We start from the raw sequence: 23,798 nt of genomic DNA on the forward strand, positions 1-23,798 counted from the left end.
TAAAGAAAAGGGATGCTGACCAAGTCAGCATCCCTACTATAAAATGAATGGATGTTACGAATCTTTTACAGATTCATCTTCTAATGAAATTTTCCATAATTCTTTTGCTTTTCCGCTTTCCGTTTCGTCAAAAATAAAGGAACCATTTGTGTAGCGATCATGATTTTTCAATGATGATGCATGAACGGTTTCAATTTTGCCTTTTTCAGAAAGAATGAACAAACTATCGGTTTTATTGACTGTATCAAATCCAATGACACGATGAGGATTTGATTTAAGTTCCCTTAATACGACAACCCCACGTTTAGCACGGCTTGTTTTTTCGAACTCCGTCAATTTCATTTTCTTGATGGCCCCGCGTTGTGTGACGATCAAAATGGATTCCTTACTATCCTTGGCTAATATCTTACCGCCAATGACATAATCATCTTCTTTCAAATTGATTCCCTTCACACCAGCAGCACGGATGCCTACAACACTCACTTCTTCTTCATCAAACCATAAGCCATAACCATTGTGGGTGACTATGAATAGATCAGCCTTGCCATCGGTGTGGTGAACATCAATCAATTCATCATCACCCTTTAAATTGATGCCTACTAGGGTTTTGGAATGACGCTGTGCTTTATAGGAAGCTAGTTCGGTCTTTTTGACCATGCCATTTTTCGTTATGAACACTAAAAACTCCGGCTGATTGAAATCTTTTATTGGAATGGCCTTAATGATTTGCTCATCCCGATCTATTGGGATGATATTCGCGATATGTTGGCCCGTTTCTTTCCAACGAATATCTGGAAGCTGATGGACTGGACAATATAGGAAATTACCTTTGGAAGTGAACAACAACAGTACGTCCGTCGTATTCATTTCCAGTTTCTGAAGCATGCGGTCTGAATCCTTCATGCCAAAATCAAGCCCGCCGGATGCCGAATAAGATCGTAGCGATGTACGCTTGACATAGCCCTCTTTCGTTACAGTGACCATAACGTCCTCACTTGCTATCAAGACTTCAAGATTGATCTTGATTTCTTCAATCTCATTCTCGATTTTCGAACGTCGGCCGTCATCAAACCCTTTTTTAATAAATCGTAATTCTTTTTTAATGACTTGAAGTAGAACCTTCTCACTACCAAGTATTTTAGTCAATTCCTCAATCTTACTGTTTAACTCCGCTGCTTCAGCTTTTAGAGCTGTAATGTCCGTGTTGGTCAAACGGTAGAGCTGTAAAGATACAATGGCTTCGGACTGAGCTTCGGTAAAGGTAAACTTGGCAATCAGGTTATCTTTAGCATCTCTTTTATCCTTAGAACCTCGGATGACAGCGATGACTTCATCTAAAATGGATAGAGCCTTTATTAAGCCGTCTACAATATGTGCCCTATCGTGTGCTTTTTGAAGTTCAAAACGAGATCGGTTAATTATAACCTCTTTACGATGGTCAATATATGCATCAAGCATTTTAGGCAGGCTCATCAATGTCGGCCGTTTTTTATAAATCGCCACCATATTAAAATTATAAGAAACCTGGAGATCGGAATTTTTATATAAATAATGCAAGACACCATTTGCATCTGCTTCTTTTCTCAATTCAATTACGATTCGAAGTCCCGTACGGTCGGTTTCATCACGAACCTCCGCAATTCCTTCAACTTTACGATCAAGCCGGAACTCATCTATTTTCTTTACAAGATTCGCTTTATTGACTTCATAAGGGATTTCCGTAACGACAATTTGTTGCTTTCCTCCACGTATCGTTTCCACATCAGCCAAGCCACGGACGATGATTTTACCTTTGCCGGTTTCATAGGCTTTACGAATGCCTTCGATTCCCTGAATGATACCGCCTGTTGGGAAATCGGGACCTTTGATAACTGTCATCAAATCCGCGACTGTCGCTTTCGGGTTATCGATCCTCATAATGGCTGCATCAATGACTTCGCCTAATTGATGTGGAGGAATCTCCGTTGCATAACCAGCAGATATACCTGTCGAACCGTTTACGAGCAGGTTCGGGAACATTGCCGGTAATACGATAGGTTCTTCGGATGTATCGTCAAAATTGGAGACAAAATCAACAGTCCGCTTGTCTATATCACGTAACATCTCGGAGGCAATGGCTGAAAGCCTTGCTTCCGTATAACGCATTGCAGCTGGTGGGTCACCATCGATACTACCGTTGTTTCCATGCATCTGAACCATGACCTTCCGCAACTTCCAATCCTGACTCATCCGTACCATGGCCTCATAAACTGAGGAATCACCGTGTGGGTGATAGTTACCAATAACATTACCGACCGTTTTGGCAGATTTTCTAAACCCTTTTTCCTGGGTATTCCCTTCTACAAACATGGCATATAAAATCCGGCGCTGAACCGGTTTTAATCCATCTCTTGCATCTGGTAATGCACGATCCTGAATAATATATTTACTATAACGCCCGAAGCGATCTCCAATAACCTCTTCTAGCGGTAAATCACGAAATGACTCTTCAAATACCATCGTTATTGACCTCCTCTTCAATCGACATATTTTCATTATCTAAAATATTCGATTCCTCTTCGAGACCAAAAGCAACATTGGCTTCAATCCATTTACGGCGCGGCTCTACTTTGTCACCCATTAACGTTGTTACACGTCTTTCAGCACGTGCCCCGTCATCGATTTTGACGCGAATCAATGTTCTTGTTTCCGGATTCATGGTCGTATCCCATAGCTGATCGGCATTCATCTCACCAAGACCCTTATAGCGCTGGATCATATAGCCTCTGCCTATTTTATCAATTGCACCCTGAAGTTCATCATCGCTCCAGGCATATTCTATAATCTCTTTCTTTCCCGTGCCTTTACTCACTTTATATAATGGCGGCAAGGCGATAAATACCTTTCCTGCCTCTATTAATGGCTTCATATAACGATAAAAGAATGTAAGCAGTAATACTTGAATATGTGCTCCATCCGTATCGGCATCAGTCATGATGATGACTTTATCATAATTGGTATCAGGGGTATTGAATTCCGCCCCCACTCCTGCACCTATGGCATGAATAATCGTGTTTATTTCTTCATTTTTGAAAATATCGGCAAGCTTAGCCTTTTCGGTATTGATGACTTTACCCCTTAGCGGTAGCACCGCTTGAAAACGTCGATCCCGACCTTGCTTGGCAGATCCTCCTGCAGAGTCCCCTTCAACAAGATATAATTCATTTCGCTCGGGATTTTTCGATTGGGCTGGCGTCAATTTCCCCGAAAGATTACCATCGGATTTTTTCCGTTTCTTTCCGCTTCTAGCATCTTCCCGAGCTTTTCGGGCCGCTTCACGAGCTTGGAAAGCTTTGATGGACTTTTTCACTAATAGTGTGGTAGTCGTCGGATCTTCTTCAAAAAAGTATGCTAAATGCTCTGAAACGATTGAATCGACAGCAGACCGCGCTTCACTGGTACCCAGCTTGCTTTTAGTCTGACCTTCAAATTGCAGGAGCTCTTCCGGAATGCGGACAGAAATAATCGAAGATAATCCTTCTCGTATATCCGATCCTTCAAGATTTTTATCTTTTTCCTTTAATAACCCCATCTTTCTGGCGTAATCATTAAATGAACGTGTCATCGCTGTCTTAGCCCCAATTTCATGGGTCCCGCCATCTTTCGTGCGGACATTATTGACAAAGCTTAGGATGTTTTCTGAATATCCATCATTGAATTGAAAAGCCAGATCCACCTCAATTCCATTCTGTTCCCCTTCTAAACTGACAACATTATGGAGCGTCTCTTTTTCCTCATTTAAATATTCTACAAAAGCTTCTATCCCAGTTTCATAATGGAATATTTCATGCTCGTTTTTCCGTTCATCTATCAACTCTATTTTCATGCCCTTTAAAAGAAAAGCAGACTCACGAAGTCTTTCAGAGAGCGTATCATAATTAAATGTGGTAACCGAAAATATTTTAGGATCCGGCTTAAAATGAATTCTTGTTCCGGATTGATTGGTTTTGCCGATTTTCTCCAAGGTGGTTTCCGGCTTACCCCCGTTGAAGAAACGTTGTTCATAAATGAACCCGTCTCTTTTAATCGTCACGACAAGCCATTCAGACAATGCATTGACAACTGATGCACCAACCCCGTGCAGACCGCCACTTGTTTTATATCCACCTTGTCCGAACTTACCTCCGGCATGAAGAATCGTCAAAATGACTTCAGGTGTAGGTTTCCCCGTTTTATGCATACCTGTAGGCATCCCCCGACCCTTATCCGTTACACTTACACTATTATCTTTATGTATTTTCACACTAATGTGGTCTCCATAACCGGCCAAAACCTCATCTACGGAGTTATCCACAATCTCATACACTAAATGATGAAGTCCACGTGCATCCGTACTGCCGATATACATACCGGGACGTTTTCTGACCGCTTCGAGTCCTTCCAGTACCTGAATTGCATCATCATTGTACTCGATTGTCTTTACTTTCTTTGCCACAGAAATTCCCCTTTCCTTACTAAACACAATTTCCGGGCCAAATCATACTGCAATGAAATGACTCTTAACCTTAAACCAAATAATTTATATGTTCGTTATCTTTACATAAAGTATAATGGTTTCGAACAAAAAGAACAAGTGTTCTATTTTTTTCGTCCCTTTATTAAACGTTAATATTCTTGATCGGAATTTATCATGTTCGTTTTATTGTAAAATCTATCTGATCCACCGTTCTAATTGTAGCCGTAAATTTTCATTTGGCAAATAGCGTTTTACTATTTCTCTTAAATTTTATATGTAGTTTAATTGCGATAACTATGTTTCGTTTTCAATTCAAGCTATGTTTTTCAAAAAATTTAATTCCCCACTTATAAAAAAAGAGCGGAAAAATCCGCTCTTTACTTTATTTTGTAAGAGCGTGTTCAACTTTTATACATCGATTCATAATAACAGTATAGCCTTTTTCTTTTAGAAAATTATATGCCTCTTCGTTTTCAACCCCTAGTTGTGCCCAAAAGATATCCGCATCAATTTCTGCGAATTCTTTTGCAATCTCCGGTAGGTATTCAGAGCGGCGAAAAACATTGACGATATCGACATGTCCAACAATATCTTTTAGTGATGCAACCGCCTTAACCCCCATCACTTCGGATACGGCAGGATTGACCGGAATGATTTCATATCCATTATCCTGCATAGCTTTTGAAACCATATATGAAGTTCGATCAGGATTATTCGATAGTCCTACCACAGCAATCCGTTTCGATTTTTTTAACATCTTGCCCATTTCTTCCCTACTAGGATTTTCAATCACTTTTATCAGTCCCCTTTAATATAAAATACAATACTAACGAATAGTTTTGCCTCATTAAGAATATTTTACAAAGAAAAGCAGTTTAATACCATTATTAAGAAAACCATTATACAAAAATTCATTCTTACCGAACAGATATTTCGTCTATTAATTTCATTTCAGACATAAAGGAATGGTTATCCCGATACTTGGATGGAAGTACACGTTACATTTCTTATATTAACGATAAACCCTTCTTATAAACCATTCAAATCATAGAATTCGAAGATATATCTAAAAAATTCATAAGGATTTTTCCAGACAGCCATGCCATTTTATCATGAAAATGTTACAATAAGATAAACTTATCAGGTATTTGAGGCTGATTTGGTCCTTCTATCACTTTCAGCCTGTTCATGCACGATAAAATATGAATATTCTTCTTTAAGAAAGGGTTATCGAATGCTTACAATCATCATTATTCTGGCTGCCTACTTAATCGGATCGATTCCATCAGGTTTGATAATCGGAAAAACCTTTTACAACATTGATATTCGGGAGCATGGCAGTAAAAACTTAGGTGGCACGAACACCTTCAGAACGCTTGGTGTCAAGGCTGGGCTGACCGTAACGATCATGGACATACTTAAAGGTACATTAGCCACGCTCCTCCCATTCTTCCTAGGTGCGGATATGCCTGAATTACTAGCTGGAATTTGTGCAGTAATCGGTCATATGTTCCCCATCTTTGCGAATTTCCGGGGTGGAAAAGCAGTTGCAACATCAGCTGGTGTCATACTGGCTTATGAACCTTTATTTTTCCTTTTTGCCGTTCTCATATTTTTTATATCCTTATACATAACCAAATATGTATCACTATCATCAATGATTGCTTGCCTACTGGCCCTCATATACAGCCTAGTATTCCATTTCGGCGACTGGGCTCTTATCATCGTGATCGGTATACTGACCGTTTTCATTTTTTACCGTCATCGTGCCAATATTAAACGAATTATCGATAAGACGGAACCGAAAGTGAAATGGCTATAATTCAGCAAGAGAAAAAGCCCATTAGATGGGCTTTTCATCACTTTTTCACCATTAAATATTGAATAGAAGATTAGGAGAGAAACCGTGAAACCTTTACAAATCTCATCAGATACCGCAATAAAGCTATCTGAGACACTTAACCTACCTTTAGAGCAAATTATGCATATGCCTACACCCATCTTGTTAAAGAAACTAGCCGAGGCCGAAGAAAAAGAAAACAAAAAATAGCATGATCCGCAGTTACGATTTAGGCATGCTTTCTTTTTGCATGGAAAGCATGCCATCTTTCTCAATATCCATTACATAATTCGATTCCGAAAAATACATCCCTATAAAAACACCGTTTTTTCATCTCTCACTTCTCCGTACCCTTAACTCCCATGTGTGATGTTAGGAATTCTTCATTACCCCTACTTTTATATTCATCTACATATGTACAGGAAAATTCATTTTAGTGCATGATTCATAAATAAAAAATGCTCTTTTATTTAGTAAGTAGTAGCGGATAATTATCAGGTAAGGATTTTTTTTCAAAGGAAAGTAGTCGTTCATTTTCATATGTCAAAGCAAATTCGTATAAAGACTGCTCAAATAAAGTTTCATTTAAATAATGTTTAATATTCGACACAGCTTCATCAGTCTCCATGACCCACTCGTAGGGCTTCCAGGCAAGTTCACCTTCATCACAAGCAATGAGTTCTCCACCTGTGTCTTCGGCCCGATAAACGTACATTCCACTCGTCTCGTTCCATGTTACGATACCACGGAAACACAGATTGTTCACTTTCAGCCCTGTTTCTTCGATTATTTCTCGAGCCATCGAGTCATTGACGGTCTCTCCTTCCTCGATTTTTCCACCAACGCCATTCCATTTATGTTTATTAGGTTCATTATTACGCAAAAGCATAAGAATTTCGACCCTGCCTGATCTTACTCGGGTAATAAAACAAATCGTATAGGGTATATTCATTCTTGATTTTCCTCCACAACATACTTTATTCGCATCTTTACTGCATTTATCTTATAATGAACATGTTCAATTAAAGGGAGGAGGTTCACTTTTTGAAACTACAAATTTCCGACCGGGCTGCCAAATGGTATATCGATGAGTTAGAATTGCCTGAAGGGGCTTATCTGCGCTTTCATGCACGATACGGAGGGGTAAGTACTGTCCAAAGCGGATTTTCATTGGGCATCATTCAGGAAGAACCTGAAGCCATAGCAGCTTCAGATACAATGAGATCAATCACCTTTTATGTAGAAGAAAAAGATACATGGTTTTTCGATGGACATGATTTATTAATCACTTTCAATGAGAAATCTGCTGAACCTGAATTCGTATACAAAAAAGGAGCTTGACCATGCAGCAGGGAACCCTGCTGCTGTCAGTTTCCCTTGTTTCGCCTTTTACTTGACTAATCTTTCTTTGATATCCTCAGCTTTAAGAATGTCTCTTTGCCGATCCCCCAACAGGTCAAAATGGGAATAACCATCCTTCCTGTGATGAATCCATTCTTTTCTCAAACCATATTTCTCTCCCCACTCCGCTAAACGATCCATGTCCTTACATCCGACTTTGGTCACTGTCTTGCAACCAGGAAAACGATCATCAAGCCAATAGTGAGTTAAAAACGCAATTTTTCCTTGGTCGATTTGACGTTTCCAGTTAATAACGTCGACCCGCTTAATCCCGAACGCCATACTGTTCACCTCGGTTATGTAAATATCACTTTTTATTTTTTTCATAGGCTTCATGCCACGCTGGAAATAGCCTTCTGATGGACACAGGTTTAAAGTTTTCCTTTTTTACGCAAACATGCACAGATTGGCCGGTTGCCGCCACTTTATTATCCTGGTTCATGATTTCATATCCATAAACGACACGGAGCCCATCATATTCTTCAATCCATGTCTTGATCAGCACTTTTTCACCGTAACGTACAGGTATTTTGTAAGTAGCCTGTATATCCATCACGGGGGAAAGGATGTTCTCCGCTTCCATATCTGCATAACGGAAACCTAAATCATTAATTAATTTCGTCCTGCCAAGTTCCATCCATACAAAGTAATTAGCATGATACACGACTCCCATTTGGTCCGTTTCAGCATACCGAACCTCTATTTCATTTTCTGCTATCCACATTTTGTTTCCCCACTTCCTTTTCAATCGTACTGTCATCATCTTATCATAATTGCAGAATACCTTTAAAGAATAGCGTCTCCGTTCTTATTCGGTTATGTTATTGAAATAGAAAAGGTAGAGAAAGAATAACTCCCTTCTCCACCTAGCCTTTAAAGACATGAATTCTTACTTACTCACCTTTAGTTTGAATGACTTGGGCATGCTTTCCTGAAGTATCTTGCATTTGCTTTCCTTTATTTCCTCCACCTGTTCTCGGTTGTGTACCCAGATGGCTCGGTCTAAAGTGTTGTGAATCTTTTTTTGGGTTACTCATTATAAATCGCCTCCTATTTTTAGGATGGTTTTAAAAATGAAATTCATGAGTTCCAGTTTTTGAGTGGTTTTCCGAGAATTCAAATGTTTTTACCACTGCATGTAAAAAAGAGCCAACAATGAAATATTCATCGCTAGCCCTTCTTTTTCATACCCTTATGCTATTATTCAGCCTTTTGCATATGTTTTTGTTCAAGTCGTTCTTCAAGTCTCTCCATCAGCTTTGTATCCATTAACAATTCCTTTTTATTTTCATTAATCAGTTCTTCAAAAGATCGTTTTCTTTTCTTCATATTTTCACCTTCTTACTATATAGTGTATATTCCATCTTTTCCAAATTAACGTAAAATTATGACTATACAGACAGTCTGATATAAAGTCTGAATAATCAGTCATTTTAGTTCGTACCAAACTCATTTCACGCGTCTTCTATACTTTAACCCAAATTGGCGGAGTGTAATCTATTTTTTGCAATGTTTTTTGATTTTTCTAAAAACTTGTGACAAATTAGACACATTTTTTAAATCCTACTAAATAAACGGAATCTTATTGATTCCGTCATTTCATACTATTGATGTTTTGTTCCATTTCATTAAATTGCATCGCTTTAACCATTTTATTTCGAATAATGCCCTCACTGTCAATAAAGTATGTTGTAGGTATGGCCATAACCTTATATTGATCGTTTACCGGTTGTTTAGCGCTTTGACTGTCCAATGGAATGGTAAATGTTATCCCATTATCATCAATAAATGCCTGCACATCATTTTCTGGATCAATGTTAACAGCCAATATAACGACATCTTCCCCAGCCTGCTTTGAGTATTTCTCCATATCTGGCATTTCTTTTTTACAAGGAGGACACCAAGTTGCCCAGAAATTCAACATCACTTTTTTTCCTTTATAGTCAGATAAATTCACCTGTTTCCCATTCAAAGTTTCTAAGGTGAAATCAGGTGCTTTGGCACCAATTTTCAGCCCCCCCATCGAATTTCCTTCTTCATTTTTATCAGGTTTATCATCCATTGCTTGAACGATTGCCACCGCTATCAGCGATAGTAAGACAACCGAGGCAATAATTTTCTTTAACATGACCCCGTCCCCCTAATTCCGTTACAATAAAAATATTCATTCGCCAAAAGAAATAGTACATATTCCATATCTGTCAGCCTCTTACATCATCTTACCAATAAAATCATGCTCAGAAAAGGTAAAATCGAAGTCCCTTGTTATATTTCATAACTTTGACACAAAAAAAACGACAAACCTGACAGGCAGGTTTGTCGTCTTCTAAAAGTTAATTAACCTTTAAGTTTGTTACGTAATACCATTTGAAGGATACCACCGTGACGGTAGTAGTCGATTTCGATTTCAGAATCGAAACGAACCAATACATCAAATTCTTTTACGTTGCCAGCTTCATCAGTAGCTGTAACAGTTACCATATCGCGAGGTTTAACTGTTTCGTCGATCTTAACAGCAATCGCTTCTTTACCAGTTAAGCCAAGAGTCTCCGCGTTTTCTCCTTCTTTGAATTGAAGAGGAAGAACACCCATCAATGCAAGGTTAGAACGGTGAATACGCTCGAAGCTTTCAGCGATAACTGTTTTAATGCCTAGAAGGTTCGTACCTTTTGCAGCCCAGTCACGAGAACTTCCCATACCGTAATCTTTACCAGCAATGACAGCAAGACCTGTTCCATCAGCTTTGTATTTCATACATGCATCATAGATAGCCATTACATCGCCTGTAGGCCAGTAAGTAGTGTAACCACCTTCTGTACCTGGAGCAACTTGGTTACGGATACGGATGTTGGCGAATGTTCCACGCATCATCGCTTCGTGGTTACCACGACGAGAACCATAAGAGTTAAAGTCACGTGGTTTCACTCCGTTTTCACGTAAGTAGATACCAGCTGGAGTATCTTTACCGATTGCACCTGCAGGAGAGATATGGTCAGTTGTAACTGAATCACCGAATTTACCAACTACGCGCAATCCAGTAAGTGGGTTAACTGAACCTGGTTCAGGTGATAATCCTTCAAAGAATGGAGGATTTTGAATATATGTTGATTTAGAATCGAAAGCATAGATAGCTTCATTGCTTGTTTCGATATCATTCCAACGTTTGTTATCGTTGAATACAGTTTCGTATTCTTTACGGAATAATTCCGGTGTAACTGTTGATTTAACAGCTGCGTTAACTTCTTCTTGTGATGGCCAGATATCAGCAAGGTAAACATCGTTACCGTCTTTGTCTTTACCAAGAGAATCATTATTAAGATCGAAGTCCACAGTACCAGCAAGTGCATAGGCAACAACCAATGTTGGAGAAGCAAGGTAGTTTGCTTTCACTAATGGGTGAATACGACCTTCGAAGTTACGGTTACCAGAAAGTACAGATGTTACAAGAAGATCTGCTTCAGCAACTGCTGCTTCGATTTCGTCTGCTAATGGACCTGAGTTACCGATACATGTTGTACATCCGTAACCAACGATGTTGAATCCTAATTGATCCAAGTATGGTTGAAGACCTGCATCACGAAGGTAACCAGTAACAACTTTAGAACCTGGTGCTAATGATGTTTTAACATAATCAGGAACAGTCAAGCCTTTTTCAACCGCTTTTTTAGCAATAAGACCTGCTCCAAGCATTACGTATGGGTTAGAAGTATTTGTACAGCTTGTGATTGCAGCAATAGCGATCGCACCTGTTTTCATAGTAGTTTCTTTGCCATCAGCAAATTTAACTGTTACTTCTTTATCCAATTCAGCATCAGTCATGCCAAAACCTTGGTTACCCATAGGTGCATTGATTGCTTCAAGGAAAGATTTTTTCATTTGAGAAAGTGGAATTAAATCTTGTGGACGTTTAGGTCCTGCAAGGTTTGGCTCAATAGCTGAAAGGTCGATTTCCACAACATCATTGTATGCTGGGTCTTCGTTTTCAGGAGTATAGAACAATCCATTTTCTTTGCAGTATGTTTCAACCACTTTAATTTGTTTTTCATCACGGCCTGTTAAGCGCATGTAATCGATTGCTTCAGCATCAACCGGGAAGAACCCAACTGTAGCACCGTATTCTGGTGCCATGTTAGCGATTGTTGCACGGTCAGCAAGTGGAAGGTATCCAACTCCTGGGCCGTAGAACTCAACGAATTTACCAACTACGCCGTGTGCACGAAGAACTTGAGTAACTTTCAATGCAAGGTCAGTAGCAGTTGTTCCGTTAGGAAGTTGACCAGTAAGTTTTACTCCAACTACTTTTGGAACTGGGAAGTATGAAGGTTGTCCAAGCATACCTGCTTCAGCTTCAATACCACCGACACCCCATCCAAGAACACCGATACCGTTAATCATTGTAGTATGTGAATCTGTACCGAATACAGAGTCAGGGAATACTTCAAAGTCTCCGTTTGGTGTTTCAACAGCATGGACTACGTTCGCAAGGAACTCAAGGTTTACTTGGTGAACGATACCAGTTGCTGGTGGAACAGCACGGTAGTTGTTGAATGATTTTTGAGCCCAGCTTAGGAACTGGTAACGCTCTGCATTACGTTCAAATTCAAGATCCATATTGGCATCAAGAGAATCAGAAGTTCCTGCTTTATCAACTTGTACTGAGTGGTCAATTACAAGGTCAACCGGAATTTCCGGGTTAATTTTATCAGGATCTCCACCAAGTGCAGCGAATGCATTACGTAGAGAAGCTAAATCTACGACTACTGGTACACCAGTGAAATCTTGTAGGATAACGCGTGAAGGCTTGAATGGAACATCTATATCTTGTTGCTCGCTTGTTCCCCATTTAGCAAGGTTTGCAACATGTTCTTTTGTAATAACTCTTCCGTCTACTTGGCGAAGTACCGCTTCAAGTAGGACTTTAATGGAATATGGTAGGCGTGATACTTTGCCGTCCCCTGCTTTTTCAATAGCATCTAAGCTGTAGTAGTTGTAGCGTTGTCCTTCAACTTCAAAAGACTTACGCGCTTGATATACGTCATTCTTTGTCATGAATATTACCCCCTATTAAACTGTCAGAACAATTCTGCACATAAAAGTAAAACCTGGTCATTAAAACCATGTTTACAATGGATATAAGTAAAAAAGTTAGTTTGATGAAATTTATCTCTCTTCTCCCACCCTAACTCTTCCTTCTACCTAATAGTAATATAGAATTCAGCATAAGTAAATAACAAGAAAGTTATTGTTTTTGATAAGTTTAGCTTATGTGAAATCCCTTACTTCTTATTAAGATGCCCATAGCACGCCCATTAAAGGCTTCATTATTCTTAGCTTTTCGCAAAAACAAGCTGATAAATTATTCCAACAAAACATATTTGAAGTTAATACATAATCATCGTTCCTTATGACACTCTATGAAATGGAGGTGATCTAATGGCAAAGCAAAAAGCAAATCATGTAATACCGGGAATGAACGCAGCAAAAGCACAAGGCAATGGCGTGGGCTACAATGATGAATTAGGTAATGAACCACCCTTAACCGAGGTACAAAGGCAAAACAATAAAAAGCGCAAGAAGAATCAATAAATAAGAAGGAATCCATAAAAGAGGCTTTTTGAAGGTGCTAATCTTCAAAAAGCCCATTTTATTAGGTAAACGCACATCTAAATCTGGGCCTATAGGATTCCTTTTTCAATAGTCATCTGAATTGACTTCGTTCACGATTTCCTGTATATCCTGTTCATACTGCTTCAATTGTTCACGCTGGTGTTCAGATGCGTTGACTAAAGCAGATTGAATTTGCTGATAAGCTTCATTCACTTCCTGTTTCACATGTTTCAGTTCCGTTCCATAATTCGGTGCCGTCTTTTCAATCGAAGAATAGGCATCATTTACTTGTTTGTAGCTTTGCTGGGCTTCTTGAAAAGATCTCCGCTTATCTTGTTTGTCCTGCATCAAATTCAGCTCCTCAATAAGTTTTCATCTTTAGGATGTACGATGCTTTTATAAATATGCTTGTGAATAACTTTCAACGAACTGATTATCTTAATAAGTAGGAGGGGATTCATATGAGTAAAAATGATGGAAAAGGCATGCAAAAGAATCAAGAAAAAAAATCAGGTCAGCCTGAACCTCTAAGTGGTTCTCACAAAGTAAAGAATAGACAGCACTCTCGACAAAAACATAACAGTAGTCACGATATGTAAACACCCCGTTTTAAGAAAAAACGGTGCAGCCACTAGCTGGACTGCACCGTTTTTTTTGTTTACTTCACCTTTATTTTATATGCTCCGCTCCCATATTGAATCAGAACATGATAACTCCCCTTTGGTAAAGACAAGCTGAATGAACTAGTACTAGGTTTTTTAACATGATAGTCGGTGTGTACCGTTTTATAGACCTTCCCCTTCGCATTCACTATCAAGATATCTCTTTGTTCTTTGGGTGTATTGTTATAAGTGATTGACACTTTCCTTTTATTCTTCACGGTGAACTTCAAATAATCTTTATCCGTAAATTCTTGTAGGGCACCATAATAGTTTTTACCTGTTTTTATCGTGTTTGCTGTTTTTACTGTATTGTTACTTTCCCTTTCATAATACTCGCTTGCTTTGAACTTAGCTTGCACCTTGTAAGGCTTATCTTTATTTCCGGAGATGACAATATAGTATGTACCCTTCTTTAATCCGATTTCGTTGGTTTCGGTACCATTGGTTGTTTTTGTGTAATAGTCATCAAGTCGGCTGCCCTCGCTGTCCAAGACTTCAACATACCAACTTCTACTTTTATACGTTTTAACAAAAACTTTCAAATTTCCATTTTTCTTGAGTTTGACTTTGAAAACCTGTTCATAATTAGTAACAGATAGCTGTCCCGTATAGTTTTTGTCAAGGCTTATCGTCTTCGCTTTTTTCAAATCCGTCGCTGCTAAAGCAGGTTGCAAACTCGTTAGCGATAGCACAAGGACGGCTAACGCACAAAATATACTTTTCCAATACTTTTTCAATGAAACCTCCCCCTTTTCTGGAATAAATTAGATAATATTCCCAAAATTAAAATAACCCATTTTCCCATTTACCACACTAATCTTCTTGTACTATTTTAGTTCTGATCCTTTATCTTTTTAAAAAATACCGGGCCTTTATACCCATTTAAGATGTAATAGAGTTGTTTTCTTCACTAAAAACCCCCATGAGTAGAAAATCTCATGAGGGTTAGGTTATACAGTAAGGACTTTTTCCAAATGTTTAACTGTCGGTGTCAAGTTTGCAAAGAAATATGCTTCCCTAAGTTTCCTCGATGGTGCGCTGTCTTTCAGATAACCGGCACTCCCATTATGAAGCATATTTGTTTGAACAGCCTTAAGGGTTAGGTAAGCGGTTTTAAGACGAATATCTGCAACCTCTTTCCAGTCAAGTGAATCATTATTGAATAAGGTTAAAATCTTTTCCTGTATGTGTCGCTCTTCTTCTTGCAGTTCATTTGATTGGGTTCTCAAGAATTGATTACAGCCATTCTGCTTTTGACATACCTTTTCAATCGCCATGATAGATGATTGGGTGACGCCCAGGCCGAGAGGAATTTGATAGGCAATAAATGCCGGACGAATTTTTTCCACGAACAAATCGGCATTTTCAGACAATACCCATTCTTTAGGTATAAATACATCATTAAAGGAACATGCATATGTAGAACTCCCATTAATCCCCAGGTAATCTACCTTTTCTTTTAGCTTTAGGCCGTCTAATTTACAAGGAACCACGGCCATCATTCGTTCATTTTCGCTAACACCTGCGATTAATCCAAACCAATGGTTCTCTCCAAGATTGGAAACGGACGCCAATACACCATTAACAATATAGCCACCTTCAGTCGGTTTCGCGCTCAAATTCAGTTTTTCTAGCCCCGCGTAATACTTCATTGGATTGGATAAACCTGTTGCCCCTAGGACTTCACCGTTTTCAAAAGCTGATAATAACCTAGTTTTCATTTCTACATTATCGGTTTTTCGGATATAGGTTAAGGCAGCCAAATGACACCAGAGACAAAACGCTGTTGTCATGCATACTTTAGCTGTTTCTTTAACTACATACATTTCATCTAATAAAATTTCTTTTTCCGTTTTATTAGTAGAAGAAAACAGACCGGCCTCACCGAGCTTTTTCAAAAATCCTTCAGCATAAAAAGCCTCAGCATCTATTTTCTTTACGAATGGTCTTAACTCCTTTTCAATTAATTGTTCGATCATAGGTTTTTTATCCACTACGCATGATTCCATGACCACAACTCCCCTATTTTCATTCCGCCTTTGTATAAAACCTTAAAAGTAATGACTTTAATGATGGTTCTTTTATGTATAGGATCGGACGACTATATTAACCTGTATTTTTTAAATGCTTTGGAAAAACACTTATTCATATTAGTTTAGTCGGTTTAAGGTTATTTTATTATACTGTATATAAAATTGCAACCATCTAATCAAAATTTTCAGATTATAATTCCAAGTAAAAAAGGACACCCAAACTTAAAGTTTAGGCGTCCCTCGTTTCTCAAATAAAATTATTTAGTTTCTGTATGAATTTCGGTAATGGAAGTAATGGGTGTTTGTACTGCTTCACGAGCACGCTTAATTGCAGCTTCATCAGGTGCATCATAGAAGCAAAGACATTTAGTCATATCTTCACACACATACGTTCTTGAGAATGCCACTTCAGGCACCTCTTGATAATGTACGGAATTCTTTTTCTTTCTTGCCAAGTATTGATCCATCGTAAGATTTTCCGGGATATTCCATTCAACTAAATAATTGACGACTTCATTGTTTTTCTTCACATCTTCTAATTCCTTACCAACTAGGCGAACTTCTTTCACAAGTTCCACAGGAATACTTGAACCTTTTAATGTCTCAGTTGCAGCATTTTGGTCTTCCCCTTCAATAATGAAGAATGAACGGGAGAAATCTTTCGATAGTTGAAGCTCCACTAATGAAGCGTTGCTCTCCTTTAAATCCGCTTGAAGTTTTGACACCTTTTGATCCAGTTCTTCTTTACTTGACACGATATCTTTCAATGATGATTCAATTAAAAATAGTCCCATGATAAAACCCTCGCTTTGTATTTTTTAAGTGGAAATCTTTATAAGGTTATTTTATTATACTTAGTTAAAAAAAGCAACTTTGTTGTTTTTTAACTAACTATGGTAAAATCAAATCAAACATTGGAGGGATACTTATGAAAACTAGGTACGATTTGCCTTGTAATATCGCACAGTCACTTAATATCATCGGTGATCGATGGACCTTATTGGTAGTACATGAAATACTAAACGGGCATACCATGTTTAACGAAATAAAAAAAGCGCTAAATGGAATTTCTTCCAATCTTTTATCAGAACGGTTGAAGTACTTAGAAAAGGAAGGTCTCGTTACAGCAGAACTTTATACGGACCACCCTCCTCGTTACCGTTATACATTGACTAAAAGTGGCGAAGAGTTAGAAGATGTCTTCAATTCACTTATCATTTGGGGAAGCCACCATCTGCAAAAATGCTATAAACAACTAATCGACCCTGTAACAGGCGACGAAGTGAGCATAGGCTATTATTCTAAAAAAACGGGAGAACTAGTTCAGGACATAAAAGTTGTTCCAGTAGAGAAAGAATTTCAAAGGTAAGCACCTATCCATCACCATAAAAAAGAGAACGTCCTAACACCTGAAAAGTATCAGGACGTTCTCTTTTTATCTTCCCCAAATAGCCAATCTCTCGTTGGCTTAATCCAACCTTTATTTTCCCGCTATACATTCAATTTATCTTTCTTCTACAACACTTAAGTGCTGTATAACACGCTAGACTTCATTTACATAAAAAAAGAATAATAGAACACTTTGAAAGAACCACTTTAAGAAATAACTTCTTTTAGTAGCTTTCTATATTCGAAAGGCGTCATTTGGGTGAATTTTTTAAATTTCTTATAGAAATGAGAAGTATCATAGGAACCGCTTTCGACAATATGCGTTTCTAGATTAAATGTGCCACTATAGATTTCTTGAAGCGTGTATTGGAAATTCAACAGTTCCAAAAAAAGTTTTGGTGGTATCCCGACCTCATTTTGAAAAAGCGTACGCAAATAACGCTCAGAGTACCCTGTATGCGCTTCAAAATCCTTGACGTGTATATTACCTTTCGAACGTATGCTAATGTCCATGCAACATTTCACAATAGCACTATTAGGTGAATGGGAAGTACAGTTACTTAGAAGAAATGATTCGAGTGTGTGTAGTTTTTCCTTTAATGTAGAAATTTCTAGGAGTTGATTATAAAGTACGGAAAAGGAAGGGGCAACCTCAAATAAGGCTAACTGAATATACTGGTTGATTTCTTTCATAGATAATACAAAAGAAAACAATGTCTGGAGTGGAAGTGAACGAATGCCAAAGTATGTCGTGTTTGTTTTAAAGCTATAGGCCTGCCTTATTTTGGGACTTGGAATCAAGAAACAATCGCCCTGATCCCCCTCCATATTAAAGATAATATCGACACACCCATCAGGTATTCCGGGTAATAAAACGGTTGGTTCTACATTTGATGACACTTTAAATTGGTATACATATGCAACAGAACTTTTTAAAAATAATGTAGGTTCGAGCAAGTTGATATGTTGTAATCTTTGATTCCACTCAGGTTGAATAGGCTTAAATACTGTATCCATAGGTTATACCCCTCTAGAAATATATTTTTAAGGAAATTTTATATTCATGTCAAAAATACTGACTATTTTCTTTGGGATTTTCAATCTACTATTAGATACTATTAGTTCCGTTTTTTACATTGTAAACTAAATATTCTGACTATAGAATAAATTTATATACGAAAGGAGATGTTACATGTGGATATTTTAAAAGAAAAAACTTTAAAGGTAAATCACCCGTTAGCACCACTTACCGTTGAAGAGATTCAAAAAGCTGTGAGCATAGTGAAAATCGAGAAGAATTTAAGCGAAAAGGTGCGCTTCCCAACAGTAACATTACATGAGCCTTTAAAAGAAGTAGTATTAAATTACACTGATGGAGATGACTTCGAACGAGAAGTTTTTATAGTATTACTAGATAACGAATTAAAGACAACGTTTGAAGTCGTTGTCTCATTAAATACATCGTCCATTGTTCGATTTGAAGAAATCCCAGGTGTACAGCCGGGAATAATGCTTGATGAGTTCTTAGAATGCGAGAATTTGGTTAAGGCAGACCCTGACTTTAAAGTAGCTTTATCTAAACGGGGAATTGATAACCCAGATTTAATCATGGTAGACCCATGGTCGGCAGGATACTTTAATATTCCTGAAAATGAGGGTAAACGGATCGCTCGTGCTATCTGTTGGCAGAAAAAATTCGCGGATGATAATGGGTACGCTTATCCATTAACAGGAATTGTCGCGTACGTTGATTTGAATAAAATGGAAGTTGATCGTATCGAAGACTACGGTGTACGTGAGATACCTACTGTTGATGCTAACTATTATCCTGAAACAAGTGATTCAATAGAGTTTAGAACGGACCTGAAGCCACTAGAGATCATTCAGCCAGAAGGTGCAAGTTTTACGGTAGAAGGAAATTTAATCAAATGGCAAAAATGGAGTTTCCGATACGGGTTTACCCCTCGCGAAGGACTTGTGCTTTACACTGTGAATTACAATGATAAAGGAAAGGACCGGCCCATCCTATATCGCGGAGCATTGTCTGAAATGGTCGTTCCTTATGGAGATGCATCCTTTGCACATAACACACAAAATGCTTTTGATGCCGGAGAATATGGAATGGGTCAATTAGCTAATTCGCTTGAGCTAGGTTGTGATTGTTTAGGACACATTCATTATTTCGACGCGGTATTAACGGATGGGGCTGGCAGTCCTCGTACGATTAAAAATGCAATTTGCCTACACGAAGAAGATTATGGAATCGGATGGAAACATACAGACTGGCGTACTGACCATGTAGAGGTACGTCGCTCACGGCGCTTAGTCATTTCATTCTTCTGTACAGTAGGAAATTATGATTATGGTTTCTATTGGAGCTTCTATCAAGATGGTACGATTGAGGTTGAAGTTAAGCTAACAGGTATATTAAATACCGGTACATTTAACGAAACCGGGCAATCAAAATACGGTACGGAAATTGCCCCTGGCTTAAACGCTGTACATCATCAACATTTCTTTAACTTCCGGTTGGATACATTGCTCGATGGTGTGAAAAATTCAGTGGTGGAAACCGAAACACTTGCTGAACCAGAAGGTCCGAACAATCCATATTCAAATGCATTTTATCCAGTATCACGTACATTCCAACATGAAAAAGAAGCTGTACGTATTTTAGATATGCCAACCCAGCGTACATGGAAAATCATCAATAAAAACTCAAAGAATGTCGTTAATCAGCCGGTTGGTTATAAAATTATGGCTGGTGAGAACTGCCTTCCATTTGCGCATGAAAGCGCAAGCGTCATCAAGCGCGCAGGATTTATCAAAAATCATTTACATGTAACACAATTTAACCGTAATGAATTGTATGCAACAGGAAATTACCCCAATCAACATAAAGGTGGAGACGGGCTTCCCAAATATATTCAAGCAAATCGATCGATCGATAATGAGGATATCGTTGTATGGTATACAATGGGACATCATCATATTACACGTCCGGAAGACTGGCCGGTTATGCCTACTGCCTATATAAATTTCCAATTGAAACCTGTTGGCTTCTTTGATCGTAACCCCGCGCTTGATGTACCGCGTGCCGCAAAACAAAATTCATGTTCCGTCAAGAATACTTCTTCAACCTGTTCACATTAAGAAACCATTATTTCACTTCTTACACAAACTGAATGGAGGAAGTTTATGATAGGACTAGTCAGTCTTAGTATTGTTGTAATTTTAACGGTGTTAACTGGCTTCACCTTTCGACAACATTATAAACAAAATCATATGGCTAGTTGTTTAGCTATGTTTGTGACAATGACCATGAGTACAATTATCGGAATTTTAGTAGCTATATGGATTCCAGACATGGTGCTATCCACCATAATCGCTATGATAGGAAGCTTGGTTTTAGTTATAGCATTAACCTATAAGTTGCCTGTAAAAATATTCATCGAAAGCCTAGGGGCACTATTTATGGGAGCGATGATGGGAGCAATGCTTAGCTTTATGACAACAAATTATCTAGAACTAAGTATTGTATTTTTTACAACAATCTATATTGCGAGCGTAATCATGGCAATCGGGCTATGGAATAAAGAAGAATACCCCATTTTCAGGAAAGCCATTCCTTCCACAATTATTGTGACCGTGTCGTTGGCTGTATTAATACTAGGCGTATCCACAGTAGCTACAACTTTAGGTACGTATGACGAAAAGGAAAAGATTGAGCAGCACCATCACTAAGAATATCATAGACGAAAAAACTGAAAGAAAGGCTTAGCACTGGGCTAGCGTTTCTTTCAGTTTTTGAACTATAATCACTGTTTAATTTGAAAAGCTTCCCCAGTGCTTGCCTACCCAGAGCTCAAACAAACCAATCAATCGATCCAATAGAAAGCCGCAAATACCGATGAAGACAATTCCAGCCAATACATAATCAAGATTTAATGTATTCCTTGCATCCACGATTAAATAACCAAGACCTGATTGGGCACCTACCATTTCACCTGCAACCAAGAAAATCCAGGCCGTACCAAGCGCAAGGTGAAGACCACTCACGACGGAAGGAAAAGCCGCTGGAAAAATAATCTTCATCATTAATTGCAGCTTCTTGATTTCTAGGTTTTCCGCGATTTTCAAATAAGAACGATCAATTTTCTTGACCCCCGCTACAGTCGTTAATAGTACAGGATAAAACGCTGCTATGAAAATGATCGCAATTGCTGGCATGTTTCCGATGCCAAACCATAGGACGATAAATGGGGACCAGGCTACCGGTGAAACCGGCCTCAGCACTTGTACGATGGGATCCACTATATTCCAGAGACGAGGAGATCTACCTAGGAACATTCCTAAAAGAACCGCTGGAATGACCGCCAATAAATAACCTGCAATAAACCTCCCGAGGCTCACTTTTAGGTGGACAAATAACGTTCCATTAACTATGAGAGCAACGATCGCTTTACCAACACTTAAAGGTGTAGGTAAGAGGGCTTCTTCATACCCCCCTATCCAAATGATCAATTGCCATAGTAGAACTAATACAACCATTCCGATAAAAAAATTCATTAGTTTTTTTAATAGTTCCATCATCATAATCACATCGCTTTATCAATATATGTATTGTCCACGAATTCTTCAAAAGATGGCGGGTTTTCAAATAAATCCATCTCGATCACTGAATTGCGGAGCTTATTGTATTCATCTTTTTCAATGCGTAATCCATCAAATGATATCCATTCAAGTGATAAGTCGAGTACTTCTTTCTCTACCTTCATATATTGATCAAATGAATTAAATAAATCTTTATCTTTATGTTCTGCCTGTTCACTGGTTTTTACGTATTGTGTCACCAGTGATTGGGTGGCGGTTTGGTTGGATTGAATAAAGTCATTCCTCAAAACAAGTACACAACAATACGAATTAGGCCATATTTCATCCGATTGGTGTAGCACTTTCCCTTTATCAAGTTGAACGGCCATCGCTCCAAACGGCTCGGCTACTGCATAACCCGAAATTCGATTTTCGGACAGTGCTGCCGGCATCTCAGCAGGAGGCATCTCGACAACGTCCACATCCTCATAGTTCAATCCTTCTTTTTTAAGCATTTTATTCAACAAAATATTCTGAGTCGAGTATTTATGAGGAATCGCAAATGTTTTACCTATTAAATCTTTTGTACTTTCAATCTCCTTCGATGAAATGATAACATTCCCATCTTTATGACCGAGTGCAACAGCTTTTAAATCAATACCTTTCACTTTCGCCTTCATAGCTAGCTCCACTAAAACAGAGGCACCTTCCACCCGACCCGTATTTAAGGCATCCATTAAATCGGGCCAGGAGCTGAACTTAACAAGCTCGATATTGTACTCTGCAAACTCCCCACCATACAGGTGGTTATCCATATAGAGAACACCAGCATGAGTAATGGGAAGATAGCCAATTTTAATAGTTGGTTTACCTTCTGGTTGCTGTGTAGGCTGTGCACATGAAGTCGTAAACAGCAAAATGAAAGCCATTAGTATCGAAGCACCCCACCTTTTCTTGCTCAAAACCCCACTCCCTCTCAGATGTTATACTCCGGAACGAATTGATTACCACTCAACTTGAATTCTTCTAGAATCTTCTTTCGATAATAATGAAAATCCCCATGTGCCCGATCACGTGGTTTTACAAGCTTAATAGGAATATCTTTAAATATTCTCCCTGGGTGTGACTCCATGATCAATATTCTGTCCGACAAATAGACAGCTTCATCTATATCATGAGTAACAAGTAAAATCGTCGTCTTCTTCTTTTCTTGTATTCGAAGAAGTTCGTCTTGTAAATGATACCGGTTGAATGTGTCCAGTGCCGCGAAAGGCTCATCCATTAAAATGACATCAGGTGCAATGGAAAGTGCACGTGCAATCGCAACACGCTGTTGCATCCCGCCAGATAATTGATGTGGAAACTGATGCAGATGTGCTTCAAGCCCTACTAACTTCAATGCTTCCATCACCCGTTCGTTTTTTTCCTCATTAGATAGCTTTTCTCCAGTAAGACCAAGCTCGACATTTTTCAGAACCGAACGCCATGGAAGGAGATTGATTTGTTGAAACAGCATGACACACTTTTTAGTTGGGCGATTTATAGATTTACCATCTAGAATCACGCTTCCTTCATCCGGCTTTTCAAAGCCTCCAACCATATTGAGAAGTGTACTTTTTCCACATCCGCTTTTTCCGAGTAACGTGACGATTTCCCCTTTTTCCACATGGAAAGAGACTTGATCAAGAACATGAATTGTTTGTTTATCAGTTAAAAACGATTTATTTACATTGGTTACTTCAATGATTTGCTGTTGCAAGAGCTATCCTCCTAAAATA

General features: G+C 38.5%; 26 protein-coding genes. 8 read left to right on the forward strand and 18 right to left on the reverse strand.

The features are described from left to right. Window positions 1-54: 54 nt before the first annotated feature. From parC to ACIQXR_RS13205, 3 genes are all read right to left on the reverse strand, one after another. A complete protein-coding gene (parC, locus tag ACIQXR_RS13195) occupies window positions 55-2,499 on the reverse strand; it encodes a DNA topoisomerase IV subunit A (protein ID WP_402872678.1) in 2,445 nt (814 codons plus the stop codon). Continuing rightward, window positions 2,489-4,474 carry a DNA topoisomerase IV subunit B gene (parE, locus tag ACIQXR_RS13200; RefSeq protein ID WP_402872675.1) on the reverse strand — a complete coding sequence of 662 codons (1,986 nt, stop codon included), beginning with the start codon at window positions 4,472-4,474 and terminating at the stop codon, window positions 2,489-2,491. The genes parC and parE overlap by 11 nt, the downstream gene beginning before the upstream one ends. A gap of 403 nt (window positions 4,475-4,877) precedes the next feature. After that, window positions 4,878-5,261, reverse strand: a complete 384-nt coding sequence (locus ACIQXR_RS13205; RefSeq protein WP_402873203.1) for a CoA-binding protein — start codon at window positions 5,259-5,261, stop codon at window positions 4,878-4,880. A 468-nt stretch (window positions 5,262-5,729) separates the two neighbouring features. On the opposite strand from ACIQXR_RS13205, the gene plsY reads away from it, so the two are divergent. Together plsY and ACIQXR_RS13215 are read left to right on the forward strand one after the other, a co-directional pair. Then, on the forward strand, window positions 5,730-6,317 hold the full coding sequence (plsY, locus tag ACIQXR_RS13210) for a glycerol-3-phosphate 1-O-acyltransferase PlsY (protein ID WP_402989500.1): 588 nt from the start codon (window positions 5,730-5,732) through the stop codon (window positions 6,315-6,317). Between the two features lie 84 nt (window positions 6,318-6,401). Further along, window positions 6,402-6,545, forward strand: coding sequence for a YycC family protein (locus tag ACIQXR_RS13215; RefSeq protein WP_402872669.1), 144 nt, complete (start codon window positions 6,402-6,404; stop codon window positions 6,543-6,545). A 256-nt stretch (window positions 6,546-6,801) separates the two neighbouring features. Here the strand turns inward: ACIQXR_RS13215 and ACIQXR_RS13220 are convergent, their stop codons facing one another. After that, window positions 6,802-7,287 carry an NUDIX hydrolase gene (locus tag ACIQXR_RS13220; RefSeq protein ID WP_402959123.1) on the reverse strand — a complete coding sequence of 162 codons (486 nt, stop codon included), beginning with the start codon at window positions 7,285-7,287 and terminating at the stop codon, window positions 6,802-6,804. A gap of 92 nt (window positions 7,288-7,379) precedes the next feature. On the opposite strand from ACIQXR_RS13220, the gene ACIQXR_RS13225 reads away from it, so the two are divergent. Continuing rightward, entirely contained in the window at window positions 7,380-7,676 is a 297-nt protein-coding gene (locus tag ACIQXR_RS13225; RefSeq protein ID WP_402872660.1) for a HesB/YadR/YfhF family protein, read from the forward strand. A 48-nt stretch (window positions 7,677-7,724) separates the two neighbouring features. Here the strand turns inward: ACIQXR_RS13225 and ACIQXR_RS13230 are convergent, their stop codons facing one another. The 6 genes from ACIQXR_RS13230 to acnA all read right to left on the reverse strand — a co-directional run bounded on the left by ACIQXR_RS13230 (window position 7,725) and on the right by acnA (window position 12,785). Next, complete coding sequence (locus tag ACIQXR_RS13230) at window positions 7,725-8,018, reverse strand: hypothetical protein (RefSeq protein WP_402873200.1); 294 nt, start codon at window positions 8,016-8,018, stop codon at window positions 7,725-7,727. Between the two features lie 25 nt (window positions 8,019-8,043). Beyond that, the gene (locus ACIQXR_RS13235; RefSeq protein ID WP_402872658.1) at window positions 8,044-8,460 is read right to left on the reverse strand and encodes an acyl-CoA thioesterase; all 417 of its coding nucleotides are present in this window, start codon (window positions 8,458-8,460) and stop codon (window positions 8,044-8,046) included. 169 nt (window positions 8,461-8,629) lie between these two features. Then, on the reverse strand, window positions 8,630-8,773 hold the full coding sequence (locus ACIQXR_RS13240; RefSeq protein ID WP_402872655.1) for an acid-soluble spore protein N: 144 nt from the start codon (window positions 8,771-8,773) through the stop codon (window positions 8,630-8,632). Window positions 8,774-8,936: 163 nt separating this feature from the next. After that, window positions 8,937-9,065 (reverse strand): FbpB family small basic protein, encoded by a 129-nt coding sequence (locus tag ACIQXR_RS13245; protein ID WP_402872652.1) that lies wholly within the window; start codon window positions 9,063-9,065, stop codon window positions 8,937-8,939. Between the two features lie 265 nt (window positions 9,066-9,330). Next, window positions 9,331-9,864, reverse strand: a complete 534-nt coding sequence (locus tag ACIQXR_RS13250; protein WP_402872649.1) for a TlpA disulfide reductase family protein — start codon at window positions 9,862-9,864, stop codon at window positions 9,331-9,333. Between the two features lie 209 nt (window positions 9,865-10,073). Next, on the reverse strand, window positions 10,074-12,785 hold the full coding sequence (gene acnA / locus ACIQXR_RS13255) for an aconitate hydratase AcnA (RefSeq protein ID WP_402959126.1): 2,712 nt from the start codon (window positions 12,783-12,785) through the stop codon (window positions 10,074-10,076). 384 nt (window positions 12,786-13,169) lie between these two features. On the opposite strand from acnA, the gene sspO reads away from it, so the two are divergent. Then, on the forward strand, window positions 13,170-13,322 hold the full coding sequence (gene sspO / locus ACIQXR_RS13260) for a small acid-soluble spore protein O (protein WP_402872644.1): 153 nt from the start codon (window positions 13,170-13,172) through the stop codon (window positions 13,320-13,322). A gap of 105 nt (window positions 13,323-13,427) precedes the next feature. Here the strand turns inward: sspO and ACIQXR_RS13265 are convergent, their stop codons facing one another. Beyond that, on the reverse strand, window positions 13,428-13,691 hold the full coding sequence (locus tag ACIQXR_RS13265) for a hypothetical protein (protein ID WP_402872642.1): 264 nt from the start codon (window positions 13,689-13,691) through the stop codon (window positions 13,428-13,430). A 113-nt stretch (window positions 13,692-13,804) separates the two neighbouring features. On the opposite strand from ACIQXR_RS13265, the gene ACIQXR_RS13270 reads away from it, so the two are divergent. Further along, window positions 13,805-13,942, forward strand: a complete 138-nt coding sequence (locus tag ACIQXR_RS13270; RefSeq protein WP_403080153.1) for a small acid-soluble spore protein P — start codon at window positions 13,805-13,807, stop codon at window positions 13,940-13,942. A gap of 59 nt (window positions 13,943-14,001) precedes the next feature. On the opposite strand, the gene ACIQXR_RS13275 is transcribed toward ACIQXR_RS13270, so the two are convergent. The 3 genes from ACIQXR_RS13275 to ACIQXR_RS13285 all read right to left on the reverse strand — a co-directional run bounded on the left by ACIQXR_RS13275 (window position 14,002) and on the right by ACIQXR_RS13285 (window position 16,832). After that, window positions 14,002-14,742, reverse strand: coding sequence for a hypothetical protein (locus ACIQXR_RS13275; RefSeq protein WP_403080154.1), 741 nt, complete (start codon window positions 14,740-14,742; stop codon window positions 14,002-14,004). A gap of 213 nt (window positions 14,743-14,955) precedes the next feature. Next, a complete protein-coding gene (locus ACIQXR_RS13280; RefSeq protein ID WP_402959132.1) occupies window positions 14,956-16,014 on the reverse strand; it encodes an acyl-CoA dehydrogenase family protein in 1,059 nt (352 codons plus the stop codon). Between the two features lie 281 nt (window positions 16,015-16,295). After that, window positions 16,296-16,832 (reverse strand): DUF4242 domain-containing protein, encoded by a 537-nt coding sequence (locus ACIQXR_RS13285; protein WP_402872634.1) that lies wholly within the window; start codon window positions 16,830-16,832, stop codon window positions 16,296-16,298. 134 nt (window positions 16,833-16,966) lie between these two features. On the opposite strand from ACIQXR_RS13285, the gene ACIQXR_RS13290 reads away from it, so the two are divergent. Then, window positions 16,967-17,407, forward strand: coding sequence for a winged helix-turn-helix transcriptional regulator (locus tag ACIQXR_RS13290; RefSeq protein WP_402872632.1), 441 nt, complete (start codon window positions 16,967-16,969; stop codon window positions 17,405-17,407). Window positions 17,408-17,634: 227 nt separating this feature from the next. On the opposite strand, the gene ACIQXR_RS13295 is transcribed toward ACIQXR_RS13290, so the two are convergent. Then, entirely contained in the window at window positions 17,635-18,444 is an 810-nt protein-coding gene (locus ACIQXR_RS13295) for a helix-turn-helix domain-containing protein (protein ID WP_402872630.1), read from the reverse strand. Window positions 18,445-18,612: 168 nt separating this feature from the next. On the opposite strand from ACIQXR_RS13295, the gene ACIQXR_RS13300 reads away from it, so the two are divergent. Both ACIQXR_RS13300 and ACIQXR_RS13305 read left to right on the forward strand, forming a co-directional pair. Next, the gene (locus tag ACIQXR_RS13300; RefSeq protein ID WP_402872629.1) at window positions 18,613-20,580 is read left to right on the forward strand and encodes a primary-amine oxidase; all 1,968 of its coding nucleotides are present in this window, start codon (window positions 18,613-18,615) and stop codon (window positions 20,578-20,580) included. Between the two features lie 168 nt (window positions 20,581-20,748). After that, a complete protein-coding gene (locus tag ACIQXR_RS13305; protein ID WP_402959136.1) occupies window positions 20,749-21,171 on the forward strand; it encodes a hypothetical protein in 423 nt (140 codons plus the stop codon). A gap of 81 nt (window positions 21,172-21,252) precedes the next feature. Here the strand turns inward: ACIQXR_RS13305 and ACIQXR_RS13310 are convergent, their stop codons facing one another. From ACIQXR_RS13310 to ACIQXR_RS13320, 3 genes are read right to left on the reverse strand one after another with little or no spacing between them, the layout of a single operon-like run. Then, complete coding sequence (locus tag ACIQXR_RS13310) at window positions 21,253-22,017, reverse strand: ABC transporter permease (protein WP_402873195.1); 765 nt, start codon at window positions 22,015-22,017, stop codon at window positions 21,253-21,255. Window positions 22,018-22,025: 8 nt separating this feature from the next. Then, complete coding sequence (locus ACIQXR_RS13315) at window positions 22,026-22,949, reverse strand: ABC transporter substrate-binding protein (protein ID WP_402959206.1); 924 nt, start codon at window positions 22,947-22,949, stop codon at window positions 22,026-22,028. 47 nt (window positions 22,950-22,996) lie between these two features. Continuing rightward, on the reverse strand, window positions 22,997-23,779 hold the full coding sequence (locus tag ACIQXR_RS13320; protein WP_402872623.1) for an ABC transporter ATP-binding protein: 783 nt from the start codon (window positions 23,777-23,779) through the stop codon (window positions 22,997-22,999). Window positions 23,780-23,798 lie beyond the last annotated feature (19 nt).

The organism is Peribacillus sp. NPDC097224 (genome assembly GCF_044761985.1).
Lineage (GTDB): Bacteria > Bacillota > Bacilli > Bacillales > DSM-1321 > Peribacillus.

What these genes read in the sequence shown, in the direction of transcription:
- ACIQXR_RS13290 (WP_402872632.1), top strand. Translation starts at nt 16,967, where the DNA reads ATGAAAACTAGGTACGATTTGCCTTGTAATATCGCACAGTCACTTAAT.
- ACIQXR_RS13235 (WP_402872658.1), bottom strand. Translation starts at nt 8,460, where the DNA reads ATGTGGATAGCAGAAAATGAAATAGAGGTTCGGTATGCTGAAACGGAC.
- ACIQXR_RS13245 (WP_402872652.1), bottom strand. Translation starts at nt 9,065, where the DNA reads ATGAAGAAAAGAAAACGATCTTTTGAAGAACTGATTAATGAAAATAAA.
- ACIQXR_RS13285 (WP_402872634.1), bottom strand. Translation starts at nt 16,832, where the DNA reads ATGGGACTATTTTTAATTGAATCATCATTGAAAGATATCGTGTCAAGT.
- sspO (WP_402872644.1), top strand. Translation starts at nt 13,170, where the DNA reads ATGGCAAAGCAAAAAGCAAATCATGTAATACCGGGAATGAACGCAGCA.
- acnA (WP_402959126.1), bottom strand. Translation starts at nt 12,785, where the DNA reads ATGACAAAGAATGACGTATATCAAGCGCGTAAGTCTTTTGAAGTTGAA.
- ACIQXR_RS13295 (WP_402872630.1), bottom strand. Translation starts at nt 18,444, where the DNA reads ATGGATACAGTATTTAAGCCTATTCAACCTGAGTGGAATCAAAGATTA.
- ACIQXR_RS13270 (WP_403080153.1), top strand. Translation starts at nt 13,805, where the DNA reads ATGAGTAAAAATGATGGAAAAGGCATGCAAAAGAATCAAGAAAAAAAA.
- ACIQXR_RS13205 (WP_402873203.1), bottom strand. Translation starts at nt 5,261, where the DNA reads ATGGGCAAGATGTTAAAAAAATCGAAACGGATTGCTGTGGTAGGACTA.
- ACIQXR_RS13250 (WP_402872649.1), bottom strand. Translation starts at nt 9,864, where the DNA reads ATGTTAAAGAAAATTATTGCCTCGGTTGTCTTACTATCGCTGATAGCG.
- plsY (WP_402989500.1), top strand. Translation starts at nt 5,730, where the DNA reads ATGCTTACAATCATCATTATTCTGGCTGCCTACTTAATCGGATCGATT.
- ACIQXR_RS13230 (WP_402873200.1), bottom strand. Translation starts at nt 8,018, where the DNA reads ATGGCGTTCGGGATTAAGCGGGTCGACGTTATTAACTGGAAACGTCAA.
- parC (WP_402872678.1), bottom strand. Translation starts at nt 2,499, where the DNA reads ATGGTATTTGAAGAGTCATTTCGTGATTTACCGCTAGAAGAGGTTATT.
- ACIQXR_RS13305 (WP_402959136.1), top strand. Translation starts at nt 20,749, where the DNA reads ATGAGTACAATTATCGGAATTTTAGTAGCTATATGGATTCCAGACATG.
- ACIQXR_RS13310 (WP_402873195.1), bottom strand. Translation starts at nt 22,017, where the DNA reads ATGGAACTATTAAAAAAACTAATGAATTTTTTTATCGGAATGGTTGTA.
- ACIQXR_RS13220 (WP_402959123.1), bottom strand. Translation starts at nt 7,287, where the DNA reads ATGAATATACCCTATACGATTTGTTTTATTACCCGAGTAAGATCAGGC.
- ACIQXR_RS13280 (WP_402959132.1), bottom strand. Translation starts at nt 16,014, where the DNA reads ATGGAATCATGCGTAGTGGATAAAAAACCTATGATCGAACAATTAATT.
- ACIQXR_RS13240 (WP_402872655.1), bottom strand. Translation starts at nt 8,773, where the DNA reads ATGAGTAACCCAAAAAAAGATTCACAACACTTTAGACCGAGCCATCTG.
- ACIQXR_RS13315 (WP_402959206.1), bottom strand. Translation starts at nt 22,949, where the DNA reads ATGGCTTTCATTTTGCTGTTTACGACTTCATGTGCACAGCCTACACAG.
- ACIQXR_RS13265 (WP_402872642.1), bottom strand. Translation starts at nt 13,691, where the DNA reads ATGCAGGACAAACAAGATAAGCGGAGATCTTTTCAAGAAGCCCAGCAA.
- ACIQXR_RS13300 (WP_402872629.1), top strand. Translation starts at nt 18,613, where the DNA reads ATGTTACATGTGGATATTTTAAAAGAAAAAACTTTAAAGGTAAATCAC.